17 protein-coding genes are annotated in these 16,278 nt (G+C 30.0%); 4 read left to right on the forward strand and 13 right to left on the reverse strand.

The genetic code is table 11. The annotated features are described in order from the left end of the window. Positions 1-17 precede the first annotated feature (17 nt). On the forward strand, positions 18-1,196 hold the full coding sequence (locus ABDX67_RS11585) for an AIR synthase related protein (protein ID WP_347175195.1): 1,179 nt from the start codon (positions 18-20) through the stop codon (positions 1,194-1,196). Positions 1,197-1,247: 51 nt separating this feature from the next. On the opposite strand, the gene ABDX67_RS11590 is transcribed toward ABDX67_RS11585, so the two are convergent. Beyond that, positions 1,248-1,823, reverse strand: a complete 576-nt coding sequence (locus tag ABDX67_RS11590) for a hypothetical protein (RefSeq protein ID WP_347175196.1) — start codon at positions 1,821-1,823, stop codon at positions 1,248-1,250. Positions 1,824-1,940: 117 nt separating this feature from the next. Between ABDX67_RS11590 and ABDX67_RS11595 the strand changes: the two genes are divergently transcribed. Then, entirely contained in the window at positions 1,941-2,801 is an 861-nt protein-coding gene (locus ABDX67_RS11595; RefSeq protein WP_347175197.1) for a winged helix-turn-helix domain-containing protein, read from the forward strand. Here the strand turns inward: ABDX67_RS11595 and ABDX67_RS11600 are convergent. Together ABDX67_RS11600 and ABDX67_RS11605 are read right to left on the reverse strand one after the other, a co-directional pair. Next, positions 2,798-3,211, reverse strand: a complete 414-nt coding sequence (locus ABDX67_RS11600) for a hypothetical protein (protein WP_347175198.1) — start codon at positions 3,209-3,211, stop codon at positions 2,798-2,800. The genes ABDX67_RS11595 and ABDX67_RS11600 overlap by 4 nt on opposite strands. Before the next feature lie 52 nt (positions 3,212-3,263). Further along, on the reverse strand, positions 3,264-3,680 hold the full coding sequence (locus ABDX67_RS11605; protein WP_347175199.1) for a hypothetical protein: 417 nt from the start codon (positions 3,678-3,680) through the stop codon (positions 3,264-3,266). A gap of 286 nt (positions 3,681-3,966) precedes the next feature. On the opposite strand from ABDX67_RS11605, the gene ABDX67_RS11610 reads away from it, so the two are divergent. Further along, positions 3,967-6,522, forward strand: coding sequence for an adenosylcobalamin-dependent ribonucleoside-diphosphate reductase (locus tag ABDX67_RS11610; RefSeq protein ID WP_347175200.1), 2,556 nt, complete (start codon positions 3,967-3,969; stop codon positions 6,520-6,522). Positions 6,523-6,598: 76 nt separating this feature from the next. Here the strand turns inward: ABDX67_RS11610 and ABDX67_RS11615 are convergent, their stop codons facing one another. Genes ABDX67_RS11615 through ABDX67_RS11625 form a run of 3 tightly spaced genes read right to left on the reverse strand, consistent with a single transcriptional unit; the run spans position 6,599 to position 8,531 of the window. Then, positions 6,599-7,597 carry a DUF6265 family protein gene (locus tag ABDX67_RS11615; protein WP_347175201.1) on the reverse strand — a complete coding sequence of 333 codons (999 nt, stop codon included), beginning with the start codon at positions 7,595-7,597 and terminating at the stop codon, positions 6,599-6,601. Further along, the gene (locus ABDX67_RS11620; RefSeq protein ID WP_347175202.1) at positions 7,594-8,250 is read right to left on the reverse strand and encodes an ATP-binding cassette domain-containing protein; all 657 of its coding nucleotides are present in this window, start codon (positions 8,248-8,250) and stop codon (positions 7,594-7,596) included. The genes ABDX67_RS11615 and ABDX67_RS11620 overlap by 4 nt, the downstream gene beginning before the upstream one ends. Next, positions 8,238-8,531 (reverse strand): hypothetical protein, encoded by a 294-nt coding sequence (locus tag ABDX67_RS11625; protein ID WP_347175203.1) that lies wholly within the window; start codon positions 8,529-8,531, stop codon positions 8,238-8,240. Before ABDX67_RS11625 ends, ABDX67_RS11620 begins: the two co-directional genes overlap by 13 nt. A 93-nt stretch (positions 8,532-8,624) precedes the next feature. Here ABDX67_RS11625 and prfA point away from each other — a divergent pair, with 93 nt between their 5' ends. Beyond that, positions 8,625-9,701, forward strand: a complete 1,077-nt coding sequence (gene prfA, locus ABDX67_RS11630; protein ID WP_347175204.1) for a peptide chain release factor 1 — start codon at positions 8,625-8,627, stop codon at positions 9,699-9,701. Between the two features lie 65 nt (positions 9,702-9,766). Here the strand turns inward: prfA and ABDX67_RS11635 are convergent, their stop codons facing one another. The 7 genes from ABDX67_RS11635 to thrS all read right to left on the reverse strand — a co-directional run bounded on the left by ABDX67_RS11635 (position 9,767) and on the right by thrS (position 15,910). Continuing rightward, positions 9,767-10,162 (reverse strand): hypothetical protein, encoded by a 396-nt coding sequence (locus ABDX67_RS11635; RefSeq protein WP_347175205.1) that lies wholly within the window; start codon positions 10,160-10,162, stop codon positions 9,767-9,769. Between the two features lie 7 nt (positions 10,163-10,169). After that, positions 10,170-11,336, reverse strand: coding sequence for a glycoside hydrolase family 19 protein (locus tag ABDX67_RS11640; protein WP_347175206.1), 1,167 nt, complete (start codon positions 11,334-11,336; stop codon positions 10,170-10,172). Between the two features lie 668 nt (positions 11,337-12,004). Beyond that, complete coding sequence (locus ABDX67_RS11645) at positions 12,005-12,577, reverse strand: coiled-coil domain-containing protein (RefSeq protein ID WP_347175207.1); 573 nt, start codon at positions 12,575-12,577, stop codon at positions 12,005-12,007. 97 nt (positions 12,578-12,674) lie between these two features. Next, positions 12,675-13,019 (reverse strand): 50S ribosomal protein L20, encoded by a 345-nt coding sequence (gene rplT / locus ABDX67_RS11650; protein ID WP_301399728.1) that lies wholly within the window; start codon positions 13,017-13,019, stop codon positions 12,675-12,677. A gap of 94 nt (positions 13,020-13,113) precedes the next feature. Continuing rightward, positions 13,114-13,311 (reverse strand): 50S ribosomal protein L35, encoded by a 198-nt coding sequence (gene rpmI, locus ABDX67_RS11655; RefSeq protein WP_301399729.1) that lies wholly within the window; start codon positions 13,309-13,311, stop codon positions 13,114-13,116. A 39-nt stretch (positions 13,312-13,350) separates the two neighbouring features. Continuing rightward, positions 13,351-13,908: a translation initiation factor IF-3 gene (gene infC / locus ABDX67_RS11660; RefSeq protein ID WP_347175209.1), complete on the reverse strand. Its 558-nt coding sequence runs from the start codon at positions 13,906-13,908 to the stop codon at positions 13,351-13,353. A 61-nt stretch (positions 13,909-13,969) separates the two neighbouring features. Next, positions 13,970-15,910 carry a threonine--tRNA ligase gene (thrS, locus tag ABDX67_RS11665; RefSeq protein WP_347175208.1) on the reverse strand — a complete coding sequence of 647 codons (1,941 nt, stop codon included), beginning with the start codon at positions 15,908-15,910 and terminating at the stop codon, positions 13,970-13,972. Between the last annotated feature and the right edge of the window lie 368 nt (positions 15,911-16,278).

The raw sequence follows: 16,278 nt of genomic DNA on the forward strand, positions 1-16,278 counted from the left end.
AACAATAACACAGCAACATGAGTCAAGAAGTTTCTAAAAGATACGCACAACGTGGCGTTTCTGCATCAAAAGAAGATGTACATAATGCAATTAAGAATATCGATAAAGGTTTATTTCCGAAAGCATTTTGTAAAATTGTTCCAGATTATTTAACAAATGATGAAGATTATTGTTTGATTATGCACGCAGATGGAGCAGGTACAAAAAGTTCTTTAGCGTATATGTATTGGAAAGAAACTGGTGATATTTCTGTGTGGAAAGGAATTGCACAAGATGCGTTAATCATGAATATTGATGATTTATTATGTGTTGGTGCAACAGATAATATCATGTTGTCTTCTACAATTGGGCGAAATAAAAGTAAAATTCCTGGCGAAGTGTTGTCGGCAATTATCAACGGAACAGAAGAATTAATTGAAGATTTAAAAAAATTCGGAGTAACCATTCATTCAACTGGTGGTGAAACTGCGGATGTTGGCGATTTAGTGCGTACAATTATTGTAGATTCTACCGTAACGGCAAGGATGAAACGTGCTGATGTTATTGATAACGCAAACATAAAAGCCGGTGATGTAATTGTTGGTTTAGAGTCATTCGGACAAGCAACGTATGAAACTGAATACAATGGCGGAATGGGTTCAAATGGATTAACTTCTGCAAGACACGATGTTTTTCACAACTATTTAGCAGAAAAATATCCAGAAAGTTTTGATGCTGCTGTTCCAGCGGATTTAGTGTATTCTGGAAATGTAAAATTAACGGACAGCATAGAAGATTCTCCTATTGACGCTGGTAAATTAGTATTGTCGCCAACAAGAACCTACGCACCAATTATCAAAGAAATTTTATCAAAATTTAATTCGGATTCCGTTCACGGAATGATTCATTGTTCTGGTGGAGCGCAAACAAAAATTTTACACTTTATAGACAATTTACATATTGTAAAAGACAATATGTTTTCAATTCCACCTTTATTTAAATTGATACAAGAACAATCAACAACCGATTGGAAAGAAATGTATCAGGTTTTTAACTGTGGACATAGAATGGAAATTTATGTTTCTCCAGAAATAGCAGAAGACATTATTTCGATTTCTAAGTCGTATAATGTAAATGCTCAAATTGTAGGTCGAGTAGAAGCATCATCAACAAAAAAACTCACTATTAAAAGTGAGTTTGGAGTTTTTGAGTATTAGAAAATATTATAATTATAAAAACCTCAGAAAACTCTGAGGTTTTTTTTATTTCTATTCACACAAATCAGGATACAATTTTATTCTATTAAGCATTTTCCAAGTTTCATGTTTAAACTCTTTAGGAGAGAATTTAAAAAGAAGTATTGTTCGCTGCTTTTTTTTACAATAATGACTTTCTATCAAAACATTTAGAGTAAGCATTTTATTAGTTGCAAAACGATCAAAAATTCTAACAGATCCTTTAAAAAAAGTAGTTGCTTTTTCCTTTTTGGTTATTGATGCATTTGCAGATGAATACTGAATATTAGCTGTGTCATTCATTTCAATATGATTCAAACTATTAAAATACTTCACTAAATCTAACTCCAATTCCTTTTCTGGAATTTCTCTATTTATATTGATGCTCCAAGCGTACGTATATGACCAAAAGTTGTCGTGCTCTGGATTTATCCAACCTTTCGGTGGAAATCGAACTTCTCCAACTCCAACATAATCCATGTTTCTTGCAGGAAAACGAAGTACTTCTTGCCCCCAAGTAGAATCAAGTTGTATTAAATTGAATTCGTTTTTTTGCCCAAAAATAAATGTTGAAGAAAGTACTAGAATAGTAATAATAATTTTTTTCATGATGATTGTGTTTTTGAGTAAAACTATATCAACTTCAAAAGAAAAGTGTCAAAAAAATGTAAAAGAACTGTCAACAGTTGTAAAATGTCATTCAATTGTATGTTATTTGTAGAGATTATGAGCAAAAGAAAAATTTATTTATATAGTGTTTTAATTTGTCTTGTTTTTTTTGTTTGGATATTTTCTGATTCAAATGATAAAAATGATGACCTTTCTGAAAGAGTAAAAATTGCTCTTAGAGAAGTTGGAAATCAATTGTTGTTATCAAACAACGATTCTACTTCTTTAGTTTTGCCTGTAGTTGAATTAAATAAGTTTAAATACAAGTTGTCATTTCAAAATCAACTTTCTTTTGAACCTAGCAATTTAGTTTCCGCCATAAAAAATAGTTTTCAAAAAACAGAACTTCCAAACTATTATAGAGTAGAGGTGATACAGTGTTCGGATAATGAAGTTGCTTATAGTTATCAAATGAGCGCTGAAAAAGAAGACACAATCATTCCTTGTGCAGGAAGATTATTGCCAAATGGTTGTTATAGCATTGAAGTTAGGTTTACAAATAAAATAACTGTTTTTTTTACGAAACAATTAGCGTTGATTATTCTAATTATTATTGTTTCTATTTTGGATTATTTTTATTCTAAAAGAAAACAATCTGAGGAATTAGATGAAACTATTAAAAATCATACGAAATTAGGTAGTTTTCAATTTTATCCTGAGCAAAATAAATTGGTAAAACAAGCTACAGAAATTAGTCTTTCTAAAAAAGAATGTGAGTTGTTGGCTATTTTTGTTGCAAATCCAAATCAAATTATTAAACGAGATGAATTAACTAAAAGAGTCTGGGAAGATCACGGCGTTTTTGTGGGTAGAAGTTTAGATACCTATATATCAAAACTTCGAAAAAAATTAAAAGAAGATACTTCTATTAAATTAATTAATATTCATGGAGTTGGTTATAAGTTAGAGTTGAATTAATTTGCAGCTTGAAAAACACCTATATGAGCTCCACGGTTCATATGAGTTAAAAGAACGTGAAGTTTTCTTTCTTTTCCTGTAATGTTTTTTGTCATTTGAATAAAAATTTCATTTGCATTTTTTCTTTCAAAAGTAAATTCTGGTTCTTCTATTTTAAGTTGGTAGGCAATTCTGTGAAGTCCGCTAATATCAATAGTATTTCCATTAAATTCAATTTCACTTAGCCACCATCCTGAACCTTGAGTGGTTAGTGTTATTGAATTGCTTTCAGCTGAAAATTGAACATTCTCTTTTGATAGACCAATGGTGTCTGTCTGGCATCCGTTACAATCTTCTTCAATATTATTAGAACAAGAAAAGCTTAAGGTTAAAAAAAGTAATAAAGCTATTGATTGGAATATTGTTTTCATTTTCATAAAATTTTAGATTAAAGTAATAAAGGTAGTTTTTTTTTTGTAAAAATTAATCAATAGTTTGTAAAACAGCAATTTGACCAAAATAATCTCCGTCTTGTAAAATTGCAATTAACTTTTTTTCTTTTCCTGTATAATTTGCACTCATTTCTATATAAATCTCATTTGAGCTTTTCCTTTCAAAAATAAAATTCGGATTTTCTACTTTAAAAGTAGTTGCCTGCGGATTAATTCCGCTTAAATCAATTATAGAATTGTTATAAGAAATTTCAATAAGCTTCCAAGTTGTTCCCTTTGTTGTAATTGTTGTAGTATTTAATTCTGCATCAAACTGAATTGCTTTTTTAGAAATATGTATTGGATCTTCGTTGCAAATTAAACATTCACCTTCTGTGTTTGTGCAAGAAAAGTTTAGTGTAAGAAATAATAGGATTACAATTGATTGAAATTTTGATTTAGTTTTCATAATTGTGTGTTTTATTTTACAAGTTAAAGATAGTTTTTTTTATGTTATTTTTTTTAAAGATAAATAGTACTGTTAGTCGCTTGTTTAGAGGTTTTTAAGTGTTCTGTCGTGAATAAAAAAATAAAATATTTGTAAACATTTTTATGTTGATAAAACACTAGCTTATTGATATTAAGCAATTTATGATTTTTTCTTGTAAACTTTATGATTTTAATCATGTTTTTAATTGTTTTATTTTTCTTACTTTAGTCTTGACAAATAATAATCTAATTCTCTAGTAAAAACAATGAAATCAACAACACAAATTACTCCTAAAAAGACGTACACAAGACAAGAAGCGCTAGATGCGGCTTTAAGCTACTTTAATAATGATGATTTAGCTGCAAGTGTTTGGTTAAATAAATACGCATTAAAAGATTCTGATGGAAATATTTACGAAAGTACACCGAATGATATGCATGCCAGAATTGCAAAAGAAATTGCAAGAGTTGAACAGAAATATGCAAATCCGTTAACAGAGTCAGAAGTTTTTGAAGCTATTAAAGATTTTAAATATATAGTTCCACAAGGAAGTCCGATGGCTGGAATTGGAAATCCATTTCAAATAGCATCACTTTCTAATTGTTTTGTCATTGGTAATGATGGAAATTCAGATTCTTACGGAGGAATTATGAAAATTGATCAAGAACAAGTGCAATTAATGAAACGTCGTGGCGGTGTTGGTCACGATTTATCACACATTAGACCCAAAAGTTCTCCAGTAAAAAATTCGGCATTAACGTCAACAGGAATTGTTCCTTTTATGGAGCGTTATTCTAACTCTACCAGAGAAGTTGCGCAAGATGGTCGTCGTGGTGCATTAATGTTGTCGGTTTCTATCAATCATCCAGATTCAGAAGATTTTATTGATGCTAAATTAGAGCAAGGAAAAGTTACTGGCGCAAATGTATCAGTTAGAATTGATGATGCATTTATGAGAGCTGTAAAAAATGATGAAAAATATACTCAGAAATATCCAATTTTTAGTGCTGATCCAAAAGTTATAAAAACGATAGAAGCTAAAAAAATATGGAAAAAAATTGTGCACAACGCATGGAAATCTGCAGAGCCAGGTATTCTTTTTTGGGACACGATCATTAATGAATCGGTGCCAGATTGTTATGCAGATTTAGGTTACAAAACAGTTTCTACAAATCCGTGTGGCGAAATCCCTTTATGTCCGTACGATTCTTGTCGTTTGTTGGCGATCAACTTGTTTTCGTATGTAGAAAATCCGTTTACAAAAGAAGCTGCTTTTAACTTTGAGTTGTTTAAAAAACATATTGTTATTGCACAAAGAATGATGGATGACATCATTGATTTAGAATTAGAGAAAATAGATAAAATATTAGAAAAAATTGATTCAGATCCAGAAGCAGATGATGTTAAAGCAACCGAAAAAAACCTGTGGTTAAACATTAGGCAAAAAGCATACGAAGGTAGAAGAACCGGAATTGGTATTACTGCAGAAGGAGATATGTTAGCGGCATTGGGAATTAGATACGGAAGTAAACAAGGAAACGATTTTTCAGTAAAAGTGCACAAAACATTAGGAATAGAAACATACAGAGCATCTGTGAATTTAGCAAAAGAACGTGGTGCATTTTCAATTTTTGATTCAGAAAGAGAAAAAAATAATCCGTTTATTTTGCGCTTAAAAGAAGCAGATAGCAAATTGTATTACGAAATGTTAGAATACGGACGTAGAAATATTGCTTTGTTAACGATTGCGCCAACCGGAACAACAAGTTTAATGACGCAAACATCATCAGGAATTGAACCTGTTTTTATGCCAGTTTATAAACGTAGAAAAAAAGTGAATCCAAATGATAAAGGTTCTCGCGTAGATTTTGTTGATGAAGTAGGAGATTCTTGGGAAGAATATGTGGTTTTTCATCATCGATTTAAACAATGGATGGAAGTAAACGGAATTGATGCTGACAAAAACTTTTCACAAGAAGAATTGGATGTTTTGATAAAAAAATCTCCGTATTACAAAGCAACTTCAAACGATGTAGATTGGATGAGTAAAGTAACCATGCAAGGCGCTGTTCAAAAATGGGTAGATCATTCCATTAGTGTAACTATAAATTTGCCAAACGACGCTAACGAAGATTTGGTGGGCGAGCTGTATTTAAAAGCTTGGGAAGTTGGTTGTAAAGGCGTAACCGTCTATAGAGATGGTTCGCGTGCTGGAGTTTTGATTTCTAATGATGAAAAGAAAGAAGAAAATCAAGAAAATGTATTGACTTCTTTTCCTGTTATTAGACCAGAAATTTTGGAAGCTGATGTAGTTCGTTTTCAAAATAAAAAAGAAAAATGGATTGCTTTTATTGGTTTGGTTGATGATAAACCGTATGAAGTTTTTACTGGTTTGGTTGATGATGAAGACGGAATTTTAATTCCGCGTTGGGTAGAAAACGGATTGATTATTAAAAGTAGAAACGAAGATGGTACATCACGATACGATTTTCAGTACAAAAATAAACGAGGTTATAAAACCACTATTGAAGGATTGTCACATAAATTTAATCCTGAATTCTGGAATTATGCAAAATTGTTTTCTGGAACTTTACGTCACGGAATGCCAATTGATAAAATTGTAGATTTAATTAATAGCTTACAGCTTGATAGCGAATCAATTAATACTTGGAAAAATGGAGTTGTACGTGCATTAAAACGTTATGTGGAAGATGGCACAAAAGCAAAAGGACAATCTTGTGAAAACTGTAAATCTGATAGTTTAATTTACCAAGAAGGTTGTTTAACCTGTCAAGATTGTGGTTCTTCTAAATGTGGATAAATCCTATTTTATAGAAAGTAAAAATCCCAAATTTATTTAGAATTTGGGATTTTTTTATTTCGATTTTGAAATATTTTTAGTTACTATCTTTATTTTCATAGATCAATTCCTCTAAAGAGTAGTTTATTAGCTTTTTTAATCGTTCAAATTTATTTGGTATTTCTTTCATTAGTTTTTTATTTAGATTATGATTTGATTTGTTATCAGGGTGAGGACCATCAAACATAAATCTAAAAACAGATTTAAGTTCATCGTCTGTTCTTTTATTTAAAATTTCTAAAAATGGATTTTTGTCAGAGATAATTCTTTTATAAATATAAAAACCATAAGCAATATTATCTGCGTCCCATTTTCCATCCACACAAATGTTTATATATTTATTGTAATATTTTTCTTTGTTATTCAGTTCAAGTTTGCTGAAGTATTTAATTATTTCACTTCCATTATCGTATAGATTTTCATTATGAGCATTCTCATCATAACCAAAAATTTCATACATTTCAAAAAATGAGTTAGGAAAAGATTCAAAAAACATTTCATCAATTTTCTTTTTCTTTAACACGTCTGCATTTTTTGCATTTAAATAATTATTTTTAAGTTCTTTTGATTTTTCTTTGATTGATTTGCCCTTTAATGAGTTAGTTTTTTTTAGTTTCTCAAAAACAAAATCAATTCCGAACTTTTTGTTAGAAACATGTGCTTTTAATTGCTTGTTTTCTAGCCAGTATTTAATTTTTGTTGGAAAGTCGTGTGTTGGATTTTCTGCAACAAAAGAAGTGTCGGTTTGAGATGTGAATTTAAATAAGGTCGGAGTTTCATTTACACCTTCAACTTTTAAAGTTAATGTGTCATTCATAGAAACAATACTTAGAATTTCTTTAAAAGTAGTGTCTTTTTCTTTGAGTGTAATTCCTAATCCAGTAAAGTTGTTGTTCCATATTTCATAGGTAATATTTTCTGGTTTGTCGTTTGTTCTTATCCATTTCCCCAATAAGAAATCTGGTTTTTGAGGTTTGGTTTCTGTATTGCAAGAAGAGATGAAAATGATAGTTATTAGTACTATGAGTTTTTTCATAATGAGTTTATGTATTTGTAATGTATTAGTTCTTCTGGTGATTTTATGAATCTACTCCAGCCATCTTTTAATAAGTATAAAGTATCAGCTACGTCTATAATCTCTTTATATAAATGATCGGTAATAATAATGATCTTATTTTGTTTTTCGGTTTTTAATAATTCTTTTATTTTTTGAACATATAGCGGAGCTAAATGAGAAAAAGGTTCGTCTAGTAAAATAATTTTTGCTTCGGATTTTAGAATAATATACGTTTCAATTAGTCTTTTTTCTCCTCCAGAAAAATCAGAAAAGCGATGCTTTTCTTTTGTTCTAAAATTAGGGAAATCAGTTAAAAAATCAGTAAATGAAGCATTAAAATAATGAAATCCACTTTGTAAAGAAACCGAGTTTGGAATTATATGAAACTGTGGCAAATATTTTATAAAACCTTTTTTATATAAAGGAATTAAAAAAGGTTTATTATCTATTCTAATTAGTTTGTTGTTAGGTTTTAGTTCTCCAAAAATGATTCTTAATAATGATGTTTTTCCACAGCCATTTCTCCCTAATATTCCTGTAATTTTTCCTTTTTCAGCTTTAAAATAAATTGCTTTTAAAACTTCGTTTATGCCAAAATTTAACTCAACATTATCAATTTCTATAACATCCATTTGATACTGATATTAATGCTGATTAAAACAATCATATTTATAAAAAACAAAAAAGTATATAATTTTAGTTCTGTAATTCCTAAATTATAATAAAAATAGAGAGTTTGGTTTTTCTGATCATTAATAAACTTTTGATAAAACCAAATTAAAAAAGTAGTTGCAGCTAAAGTCAATACAGCTAAAGGCATAGCTCTTAAGCTAAATAAAATGAATAAACTTAAAGCTAGTGGAAAAGCAAATTTATTTTTATAAAAGTAAAAATAGAGATTTATTTTTTTCATTAATACAAAATAATTTTAATCAAATATACATGAAATCTAATTTAGAGAAGTTCAGAGAAAATTGTAAATTCGCAATCAAGTAAAGAATAGAAAATGTTAGATAAATTAAGAATTGTAAAGCAGCGTTATGATGAGGTTTCGGATTTAATTATCCAACCAGAAATCATTATGGATCAAAAAAGATACGCTGGTTTAAGTAAGGAATATAAAGATTTAGGTGATGTTGTTAAAAAAGGTGAAGAATATCAATCTTTATTAAACAATATAGAAGAAGCAAAAGAAATTATTGCGGATGGTTCTGATGCCGAAATGGTAGAAATGGCAAAGATGGAAATGAGCGATGCCAATACCAGAATTCCTGAATTAGAAGACGAAATTAAATTTTTATTGATTCCGAAAGACCCAGAAGATTCTAAAAATGCTGTTGTTGAATTACGTGCCGGAACTGGTGGTGATGAAGCAAGTATTTTTGCTGGAGATTTATTTAGAATGTACACAAAGTATTGTGAAGGTAGAGGTTGGAAAGTTTCTACAGTAGATTTTTCTGAAGGAACCAACGGCGGATTTAAAGAAATTCAGTTTGAAGTAAACGGAGAAGATGTTTATGGTACGTTAAAGTTTGAAGCTGGTGTGCATCGTGTACAAAGAGTTCCGCAAACAGAAACACAAGGTAGAGTTCATACTTCTGCCGCAACGATGATGGTTTTTCCTGAAGCAGAAGAATTTGATGTAGAAATTAATCCGAAAGATGTAAGAATTGATTTTTTCTGTTCGTCTGGTCCTGGAGGACAATCGGTAAACACAACCTATTCTGCAGTTCGTTTAACGCACATTCCAACGGGTTTGGTTGCCCAATGCCAAGATCAAAAATCGCAGCATAAAAATAAAGAGAAAGCGTTTAAAGTATTGCGTTCTCGTTTGTACGATATGGAATTGGCGAAGAAACAAGCAGAAGATGCTTTAAAACGTGGCTCTATGGTTTCTAGTGGAGATAGATCTGCAAAGATTAGAACGTATAATTATGCGCAAGGACGTGTTACAGATCACAGAATTGGTTTGTCGTTATATGATTTGCCTAATATTATGAATGGAGATATTCAGAAAATTATAGATGAATTAATGCTTGCAGAAAACACAGAAAAGTTAAAAGAATTAGGAGACGGTTTTTAAAAATCAGTTTCTTGTATAAAACAAAAGCACCCGAACGGGTGCTTTTTTTTGTTTTGATTAATATTTTATTGTTTTTTAAATAACATTGGTCTAGGATTACCGTCAAATTCTAATGATAAATAAGTATCATTACCATCTTTTGTAATTCCATTGATAGCGTAACAATAAGTTTTTTGATTACTTTTTAATAACTTTACATACTCATATTTAGAATCTAATTCATTATTACAAGAATAATTTGTGATTGAAAAACTATAGGTGTTTAAAAGTACTCCATTGTAATACCTTTTACAAGTATTATCAAGAGAGAATACCCATTTACTATTGATATCTTTATCAGAAACCCAAGTGCCAATAATTTTATCTTTTGTTGATTGGTTTGTTTTTATAGTTGTAAAAGAGTATATAATAGTTGCTATAACCACAGATAATATTAATATACTAAACTTTTTATTTTTCATAATTGATTTATTTTATACAGTTAATATTTGTTTTTGCTTTGTTGAATTTTTGCTTTCTGTCATTCACGCCATTATCACCTCCATTAATTTTATCTGTGACTTCTTCAACAGTAGTATTTTCATCTATATCAATGTTTACTTTGTTTTTAAAAAACCATAGAGCACTTATTACGGCAATTACATTATTTGTAGATAATAATTCTGGAGTATTTATTAAATTAGTATTTGCATCATATTTGTTTTGATAAAAAGTATTGAAATTTTGATAATTTGCTCTACCAGTTAATTGAAAAATTCCTCTACCCCTAAATTTATAGCCATCACCAGTGTAAATATTTCCAAGCTTATGTTTCTTACCTCTGTTTGCATCATTATAAACATAATTATATAATTTTTCTGAATTTGCATAAATACTACCGGTTGTTTGGTAATCAAGAGGGTTTTGTTTGTTTAGGTTCTCTGTTGGATTATTATACGGGTTAAAGTGTTTAGAGAAAATTAAATGTAATCTATTTATGTTGTAATTAGTATATTCCTCAAAAGCATTAAAATCATCACTTTCATGCCCTGCTTGAGATATGAAATGTTGTAATTTTTCATTGTTATCAATACCAAAATCCTTGCCATACTTATTGATAATATCAGCAATTTCTTTTAATTTGGTAGAATTTGTGTTTGGGAAAACTTTTTTCAAATCATCTTCAGTAGTTTCGCATTTCACAACACATTTTCCATTGCTGTCTTCAGTATATCCAGTTGGACATTCACAAACACTTGTTACAGGGTTTAAAACTTTCCCGCCAGTACAATTGGAGTTAAAACCGCCACCACCATTTGGGTTTCCGTCACCAAAATTCCAGTCAAGCGTGTAATCATATTCGTAATCTCCATTACCTTCGTTTACAAAAGGATCTAAATATAATATAGTGCTTTTTGCTTCTGCTGTTATTACAACTTCGTCTAGTCTAATACAATTACTTCCGTATGTTGTTGCAGTAAAATGCACACAATTGTCATCGTTAGAAGATTTACTTTTTAAAGTACTTTTATTTTTTAATTTAAAAATTGATTTTAATTTACCTTTTTCTACTGTATAGCCTATAATAAAATTACCATTTAGTTTTGTAATACTTATTCTTCCAGTAAATTGTTCTGAACTATCTTTTTTATACATATTAACTAATACGGTTTTTATAGTATCATTAATACGCATTAAAACTACTCTGCTATAAATATCTTTATATTGAGTTTCTGCTGGAAATACAGTAATTTTTTGATTACTATTAATTATAGTTTCGTGTTTTATAGAATCAAAAGCAACAGATAATTGTATGTCGTTTGTGCTTTTAGCATTTAAATTTTTGGTTTTCAGAAAATTTAAAGACTCTGAAATGCTAACAGTTTTAAAATAGCTATCTTCTTCTGGGAAGTTTTCTTTTTCGCAATTAAATAAGAGTAGTGGAATTGCAAAGAACAGCAGTCCTAATTTTAAAAGATTTTTCTTTCTTTCTTTCTTTCTTTCTTTTCATATGGTTAAATTTAATATTAATACTTCAAATTTAATGTGTGCAATCTTTGTCTTTTTAAAAAAGCGATTAAAAATCTAGGGGGAAGTTTTAATCGCTTTAAGTTAACAAATAATTAATTAAGGGGTAATTTTATAACAAAGAATAACAATACTCTAGTTGTTGTAATTCTATACTCCAAATGTAAAGTAGAATATTGTGTTGTGCAATACCCATTTATGGGGTTTTTTTTGTCTCACGGAAAACCGTGAGTTGCCTCACGGAAAACCGTGAGTTAGACGTCTCACGGAAAACCGTGAGTTGAACCATTTAGAAATTAGTTATTTCTGTTTTTAATAATCTCGTCTTGCAGCTGTCTGCGTAGTTTTTGCTCTTTTTCTAAAGATTTTTTTCTAAAAGTATTTAGCTCATTTTCTGCATCTTCTAAATCGTTTTTTGCAGCAACTGTTAATACATTACTGTTCTTAAATTTGTAAACAAAATATCCAAGAGAGATAAGTAACGCAATAATTATAGTAAATAAAATAAAAGAATAGAGTCCTTTACTTAATTGCATTCCAAAAAGAGAAACAGAATTTTCTTTGTTTAAAGCTTCAGAAAGTTTTGTAGCAGTTTCTTCTTTCTCTTTATTTAAAATTGCAATAGTGTTTTTTTGAGAATTGATTAATGTGTTTTTAGCGTCTAACTGTTTATTAAAAGCCTTAATACTATCTAATACATTGTCATGTATATCTCCATAATCTTTTTTAAGAATTACTTTGTACTCTAAGTAATTGTTAGATTTTTTATAAACTGTTCTAAATTGATTGTCGATCGTATTTGTATTTTCTTGAGAAAAAGAATTCAAAGAAAATAGTAGTGCAAATAGAAATGTAAAAGTAAACTTCATAATTTTGGTATAAAGAGCAAATATTAAAAGGTTAAAAATAACAAAAAAAACCCAAACGTTTCGTTTGGGTTTTTATATATAAGCAAGGATTATTATATTATTTTACTTTCTCTACAATTGCCTTAAAAGCTTCTGGGTTGTTCATTGCTAAATCAGCTAAAACCTTACGGTTTAATTCGATGTTGTTAGCTTTTACTTTTCCCATAAACTGAGAGTAAGACATTCCATGTTCTCTAGCTCCAGCGTTAATACGTTGAATCCATAATGCACGGAAGTTTCTCTTATTGTTTTTACGGTCTCTATAAGCATATGTCATTGCTTTTTCCACCGCATTTTTTGCTACTGTATAAACGTTTTTACGTCTTCCAAAGTAACCTTTTGCTGCCTTCAAGATTTTTTTTCTTCTTTTTCTTGAGGCTACTGAATTTACTGATCTTGGCATAATTCAAATTGTTTTTTGTAGTAGGCGGTTGATAAATCAACTCTTTTTATTTTTGCCTAACTCCATGGTTAATAATTAAATTCCCTTTAATTAACTATTTTAAAGTTAATTGTTGTTTGATGTTCGCTTCATCAGACTTGTGTACTAATGTAGCGTGCGTCAATTTAAGCTTACGTTTCTTAGACTTCTTTGTTAAGATATGACTCTTAAACGCGTGCTTTCTTTTGATTTTTCCAGAACCTGTCAACTTAAAACGTTTCTTGGCACTAGATTTGGTTTTCATTTTAGGCATTTCTCCTTCGTTTTTATCTCGCTTATAAGATTGTTATTATTATTTACCTACTTTTTTAGGAGCAATAAACATAATCATACGTTTACCTTCTAATTTTGGTAGTTGTTCTACTTTACCGTATTCTTCTAATTCTTGGGCTAATTTTAACAACAAGATTTGTCCTTGCTCCTTAAAGATGATAGATCTTCCTTTAAAGAAAACAAATGCTTTTAATTTTGCTCCGTCTTTTAAAAACTTTATGGCATGTTTCTTTTTAAATTCGTAATCATGCTCATCAGTTTGGGGTCCAAAACGTATTTCTTTAACAGTAACTTTAGATGCTTTCGATTTTAAAGCTTTTTCGCGTTTCTTTTGTTCGTATAAGAATTTCTTATAATCGATAATTTTACAAACCGGAGGAACTGCTTTAGGTGATATCTCTACCAAATCTAATTCTTGTTCTTCCGCTAACGCTCTTGCTTTTTCAATCGGATAAACACCAACTTCTATGTTATCTCCAACTAAACGTACTTCGTCAACAAATTTAATCTTATGATTAATTCTGTGTTGATCTTCTTTAAGTACTCTTAAAGGTCTTCTTGGCCTATTTCTTCTAATTGCTATGACTAATAAATTTTAATTATACAATGCAGTTTCTTTAACTGCTTTTTTTACTTCTTTAAAATTCTACTTTTGTACTTTTTATTTCATTCTGTATCAACAAAATAAATTCTTCAATAGTAAAAGTTCCGATGTCTCCTTCTCCGTGTTTTCTTACAGATACAGTTCCTTCATTTTCTTCTTTCTCGCCAACTATAATCATGAACGGAATCTTGCTCATTTCTGCATCTCTAATCTTTCGACCAGTTTTCTCACTTCGATCATCTACGAGGGCGCGAATTTCGGAATTTTCTAGCGATTCTAAAACTTTTTCCGAATATTTTTGATATTTATCACTGATTGGCAATAAGATAACCTGATCTGGAGTTAGCCAAAGAGGAAAATTTCCGCCTGTATGCTCAAGTAATACTGCAATAAATCGTTCCATAGAACCAAATGGCGCTCTGTGAATCATTACGGGTTGATGCAATTGGTTATCTGCTCCTTTATAGGTTAATTCAAATCGTTTCGGTAAATTATAGTCAACTTGTATGGTTCCAAGCTGCCAACTTCTGCCTAAAGCATCTTTTACCATAAAGTCTAACTTAGGTCCATAAAAAGCAGCTTCTCCTTCTTCAATCACAAAATTTAACCCTTTGTCAGTTGCCGCATTAATAATTGCTTGTTCTGCTAATTCCCAGGTATCAACATCACCAATATATTTATCTGGATTTTCTTTATCTCTAATAGAAACTTGTGCTGTAAAGTTTTCAAAACCTAAAGAGCCAAATACGTAAAGAACTAAATCAATTACATTTTTAAATTCTTGATCTAATTGTTCTGGTGTACAAAATATATGAGCATCATCTTGTGTAAATCCTCTTACACGAGTTAACCCATGTAATTCTCCGCTTTGTTCATATCTATAAACGGTTCCGAATTCTGCAAAACGTTTTGGTAAATCTTTATAAGAGTGTGGTTTAAAGTTATATACTTCACAGTGATGCGGACAATTCATCGGTTTTAATAAAAACTCTTCATCCATTTTAGGAGTTTTTATAGGCTGAAAACTGTCTTCTCCATATTTTTCATAATGACCAGAAGTAACATATAATTCTTTCTGACCAATATGTGGTGTCATTACCATTTCGTAACCAGCTTTCTTTTGTGCTACTTTTAAGAAATCTTCTAATCTTCCTCTTAAAGCTGCACCTTTTGGCAACCATAAAGGTAAACCTGCACCAACTTTTTGAGAAAAAGTAAATAATTCTAACTCTTTTCCTAATTTTCTATGGTCACGTTTTTTAGCTTCTTCTAGCAATTCTAAATACTCGGTAAGCATTTTTTGCTTCGGAAATGAAATTCCGTAAATACGAGTAAGTTGGTTGTTTTTTTCATCACCACGCCAATATGCGCCAGCAACATTCATTACTTTAACAGCTTTGATAATCCCTGTATTTGGAATATGTCCACCACGACATAAATCTGTAAAATCAGAATGATCACAGAAAGTAATATCTCCGTCCGTTAAATTTTCTATTAATTCTACTTTATATTGATTGTTTTCCTTTTGATAATATGCTAAAGCATCTGCTTTAGAGACAGAACGAAGTTTAAATTCGTGCTTTCCTCTTGCTAATTCTAAGAATTTTTGCTCAATTTTAGTAAAATCTTTTTCTGATATGACTTCGTCTTCTAAATCTAAATCGTAATAAAACCCATTATCAATTGCAGGTCCAATAGTCAGTTTTGCCTTTGGATGAAATTCTAATATAGCTTGAGCTAATACGTGTGCAGATGAATGCCAGAAAGCTTTTTTACCGCCATCATCATTAAATGTATACAAAATTAAAGAACCATCAGAAGTTAAAGGTGTAGTGGTTTCAATAGTTGTTCCATTAAAATTTGCAGAAATAACGTTTCTAGCAAATCCTTCACTAATGCTTTTAGCCACATCCATTGGTGTGCTATTTAAATTGAACTCTCTAACACTTCCGTCAGGTAAAGTAATATGTATCATTTAAATTAATATTTATTGGCTGCAAAGATATTAGAAAACTATATTTCATACAATATATATGTTCAAAGATTTTATAGTAGATGTACGGTTATTTTTTTGACAAATATTTCTTTATAATTTACTGATGTTAAGCGCCTTGAAAAAAAGATTAAAAAAAGATTAAAAAAGTTCTTGCAGAACCGAAAAGAGGATGTATCTTTGCACCCGCTAACGGAAAGCATAATGCTTTTTTTATTTAGTAAAAGTTCATTAAAGTTACTGCGAAATAAATTTTTCAAAAAAACATTAAAAAAGTTTTTGTATTGTAAAAAGAGTTTATACATTTGCACCCGCTTTGAGAGATAAGGGGAAGTTCTGATAAGAAATAA

This window comes from Polaribacter uvawellassae, from assembly GCF_039748955.1.
Lineage (GTDB): Bacteria > Bacteroidota > Bacteroidia > Flavobacteriales > Flavobacteriaceae > Polaribacter > Polaribacter uvawellassae.

Bases quoted from the DNA above. Each gene is read 5' to 3' on its own strand.
- ABDX67_RS11585 (WP_347175195.1), top strand. From the start codon at position 18: ATGAGTCAAGAAGTTTCTAAAAGATACGCACAACGTGGCGTTTCTGCA.
- ABDX67_RS11590 (WP_347175196.1), bottom strand. From the start codon at position 1,823: ATGAAAAAAATTATTATTACTATTCTAGTACTTTCTTCAACATTTATT.
- ABDX67_RS11595 (WP_347175197.1), top strand. From the start codon at position 1,941: ATGAGCAAAAGAAAAATTTATTTATATAGTGTTTTAATTTGTCTTGTT.
- ABDX67_RS11600 (WP_347175198.1), bottom strand. From the start codon at position 3,211: ATGAAAACAATATTCCAATCAATAGCTTTATTACTTTTTTTAACCTTA.
- ABDX67_RS11605 (WP_347175199.1), bottom strand. From the start codon at position 3,680: ATGAAAACTAAATCAAAATTTCAATCAATTGTAATCCTATTATTTCTT.
- ABDX67_RS11610 (WP_347175200.1), top strand. From the start codon at position 3,967: ATGAAATCAACAACACAAATTACTCCTAAAAAGACGTACACAAGACAA.
- ABDX67_RS11615 (WP_347175201.1), bottom strand. From the start codon at position 7,597: ATGAAAAAACTCATAGTACTAATAACTATCATTTTCATCTCTTCTTGC.
- ABDX67_RS11620 (WP_347175202.1), bottom strand. From the start codon at position 8,250: ATGGATGTTATAGAAATTGATAATGTTGAGTTAAATTTTGGCATAAAC.
- ABDX67_RS11625 (WP_347175203.1), bottom strand. From the start codon at position 8,531: ATGAAAAAAATAAATCTCTATTTTTACTTTTATAAAAATAAATTTGCT.
- prfA (WP_347175204.1), top strand. From the start codon at position 8,625: ATGTTAGATAAATTAAGAATTGTAAAGCAGCGTTATGATGAGGTTTCG.
- ABDX67_RS11635 (WP_347175205.1), bottom strand. From the start codon at position 10,162: ATGAAAAATAAAAAGTTTAGTATATTAATATTATCTGTGGTTATAGCA.
- ABDX67_RS11640 (WP_347175206.1), bottom strand. From the start codon at position 11,336: ATGTATAAAAAAGATAGTTCAGAACAATTTACTGGAAGAATAAGTATT.
- ABDX67_RS11645 (WP_347175207.1), bottom strand. From the start codon at position 12,577: ATGAAGTTTACTTTTACATTTCTATTTGCACTACTATTTTCTTTGAAT.
- rplT (WP_301399728.1), bottom strand. From the start codon at position 13,019: ATGCCAAGATCAGTAAATTCAGTAGCCTCAAGAAAAAGAAGAAAAAAA.
- rpmI (WP_301399729.1), bottom strand. From the start codon at position 13,311: ATGCCTAAAATGAAAACCAAATCTAGTGCCAAGAAACGTTTTAAGTTG.
- thrS (WP_347175208.1), bottom strand. From the start codon at position 15,910: ATGATACATATTACTTTACCTGACGGAAGTGTTAGAGAGTTCAATTTA.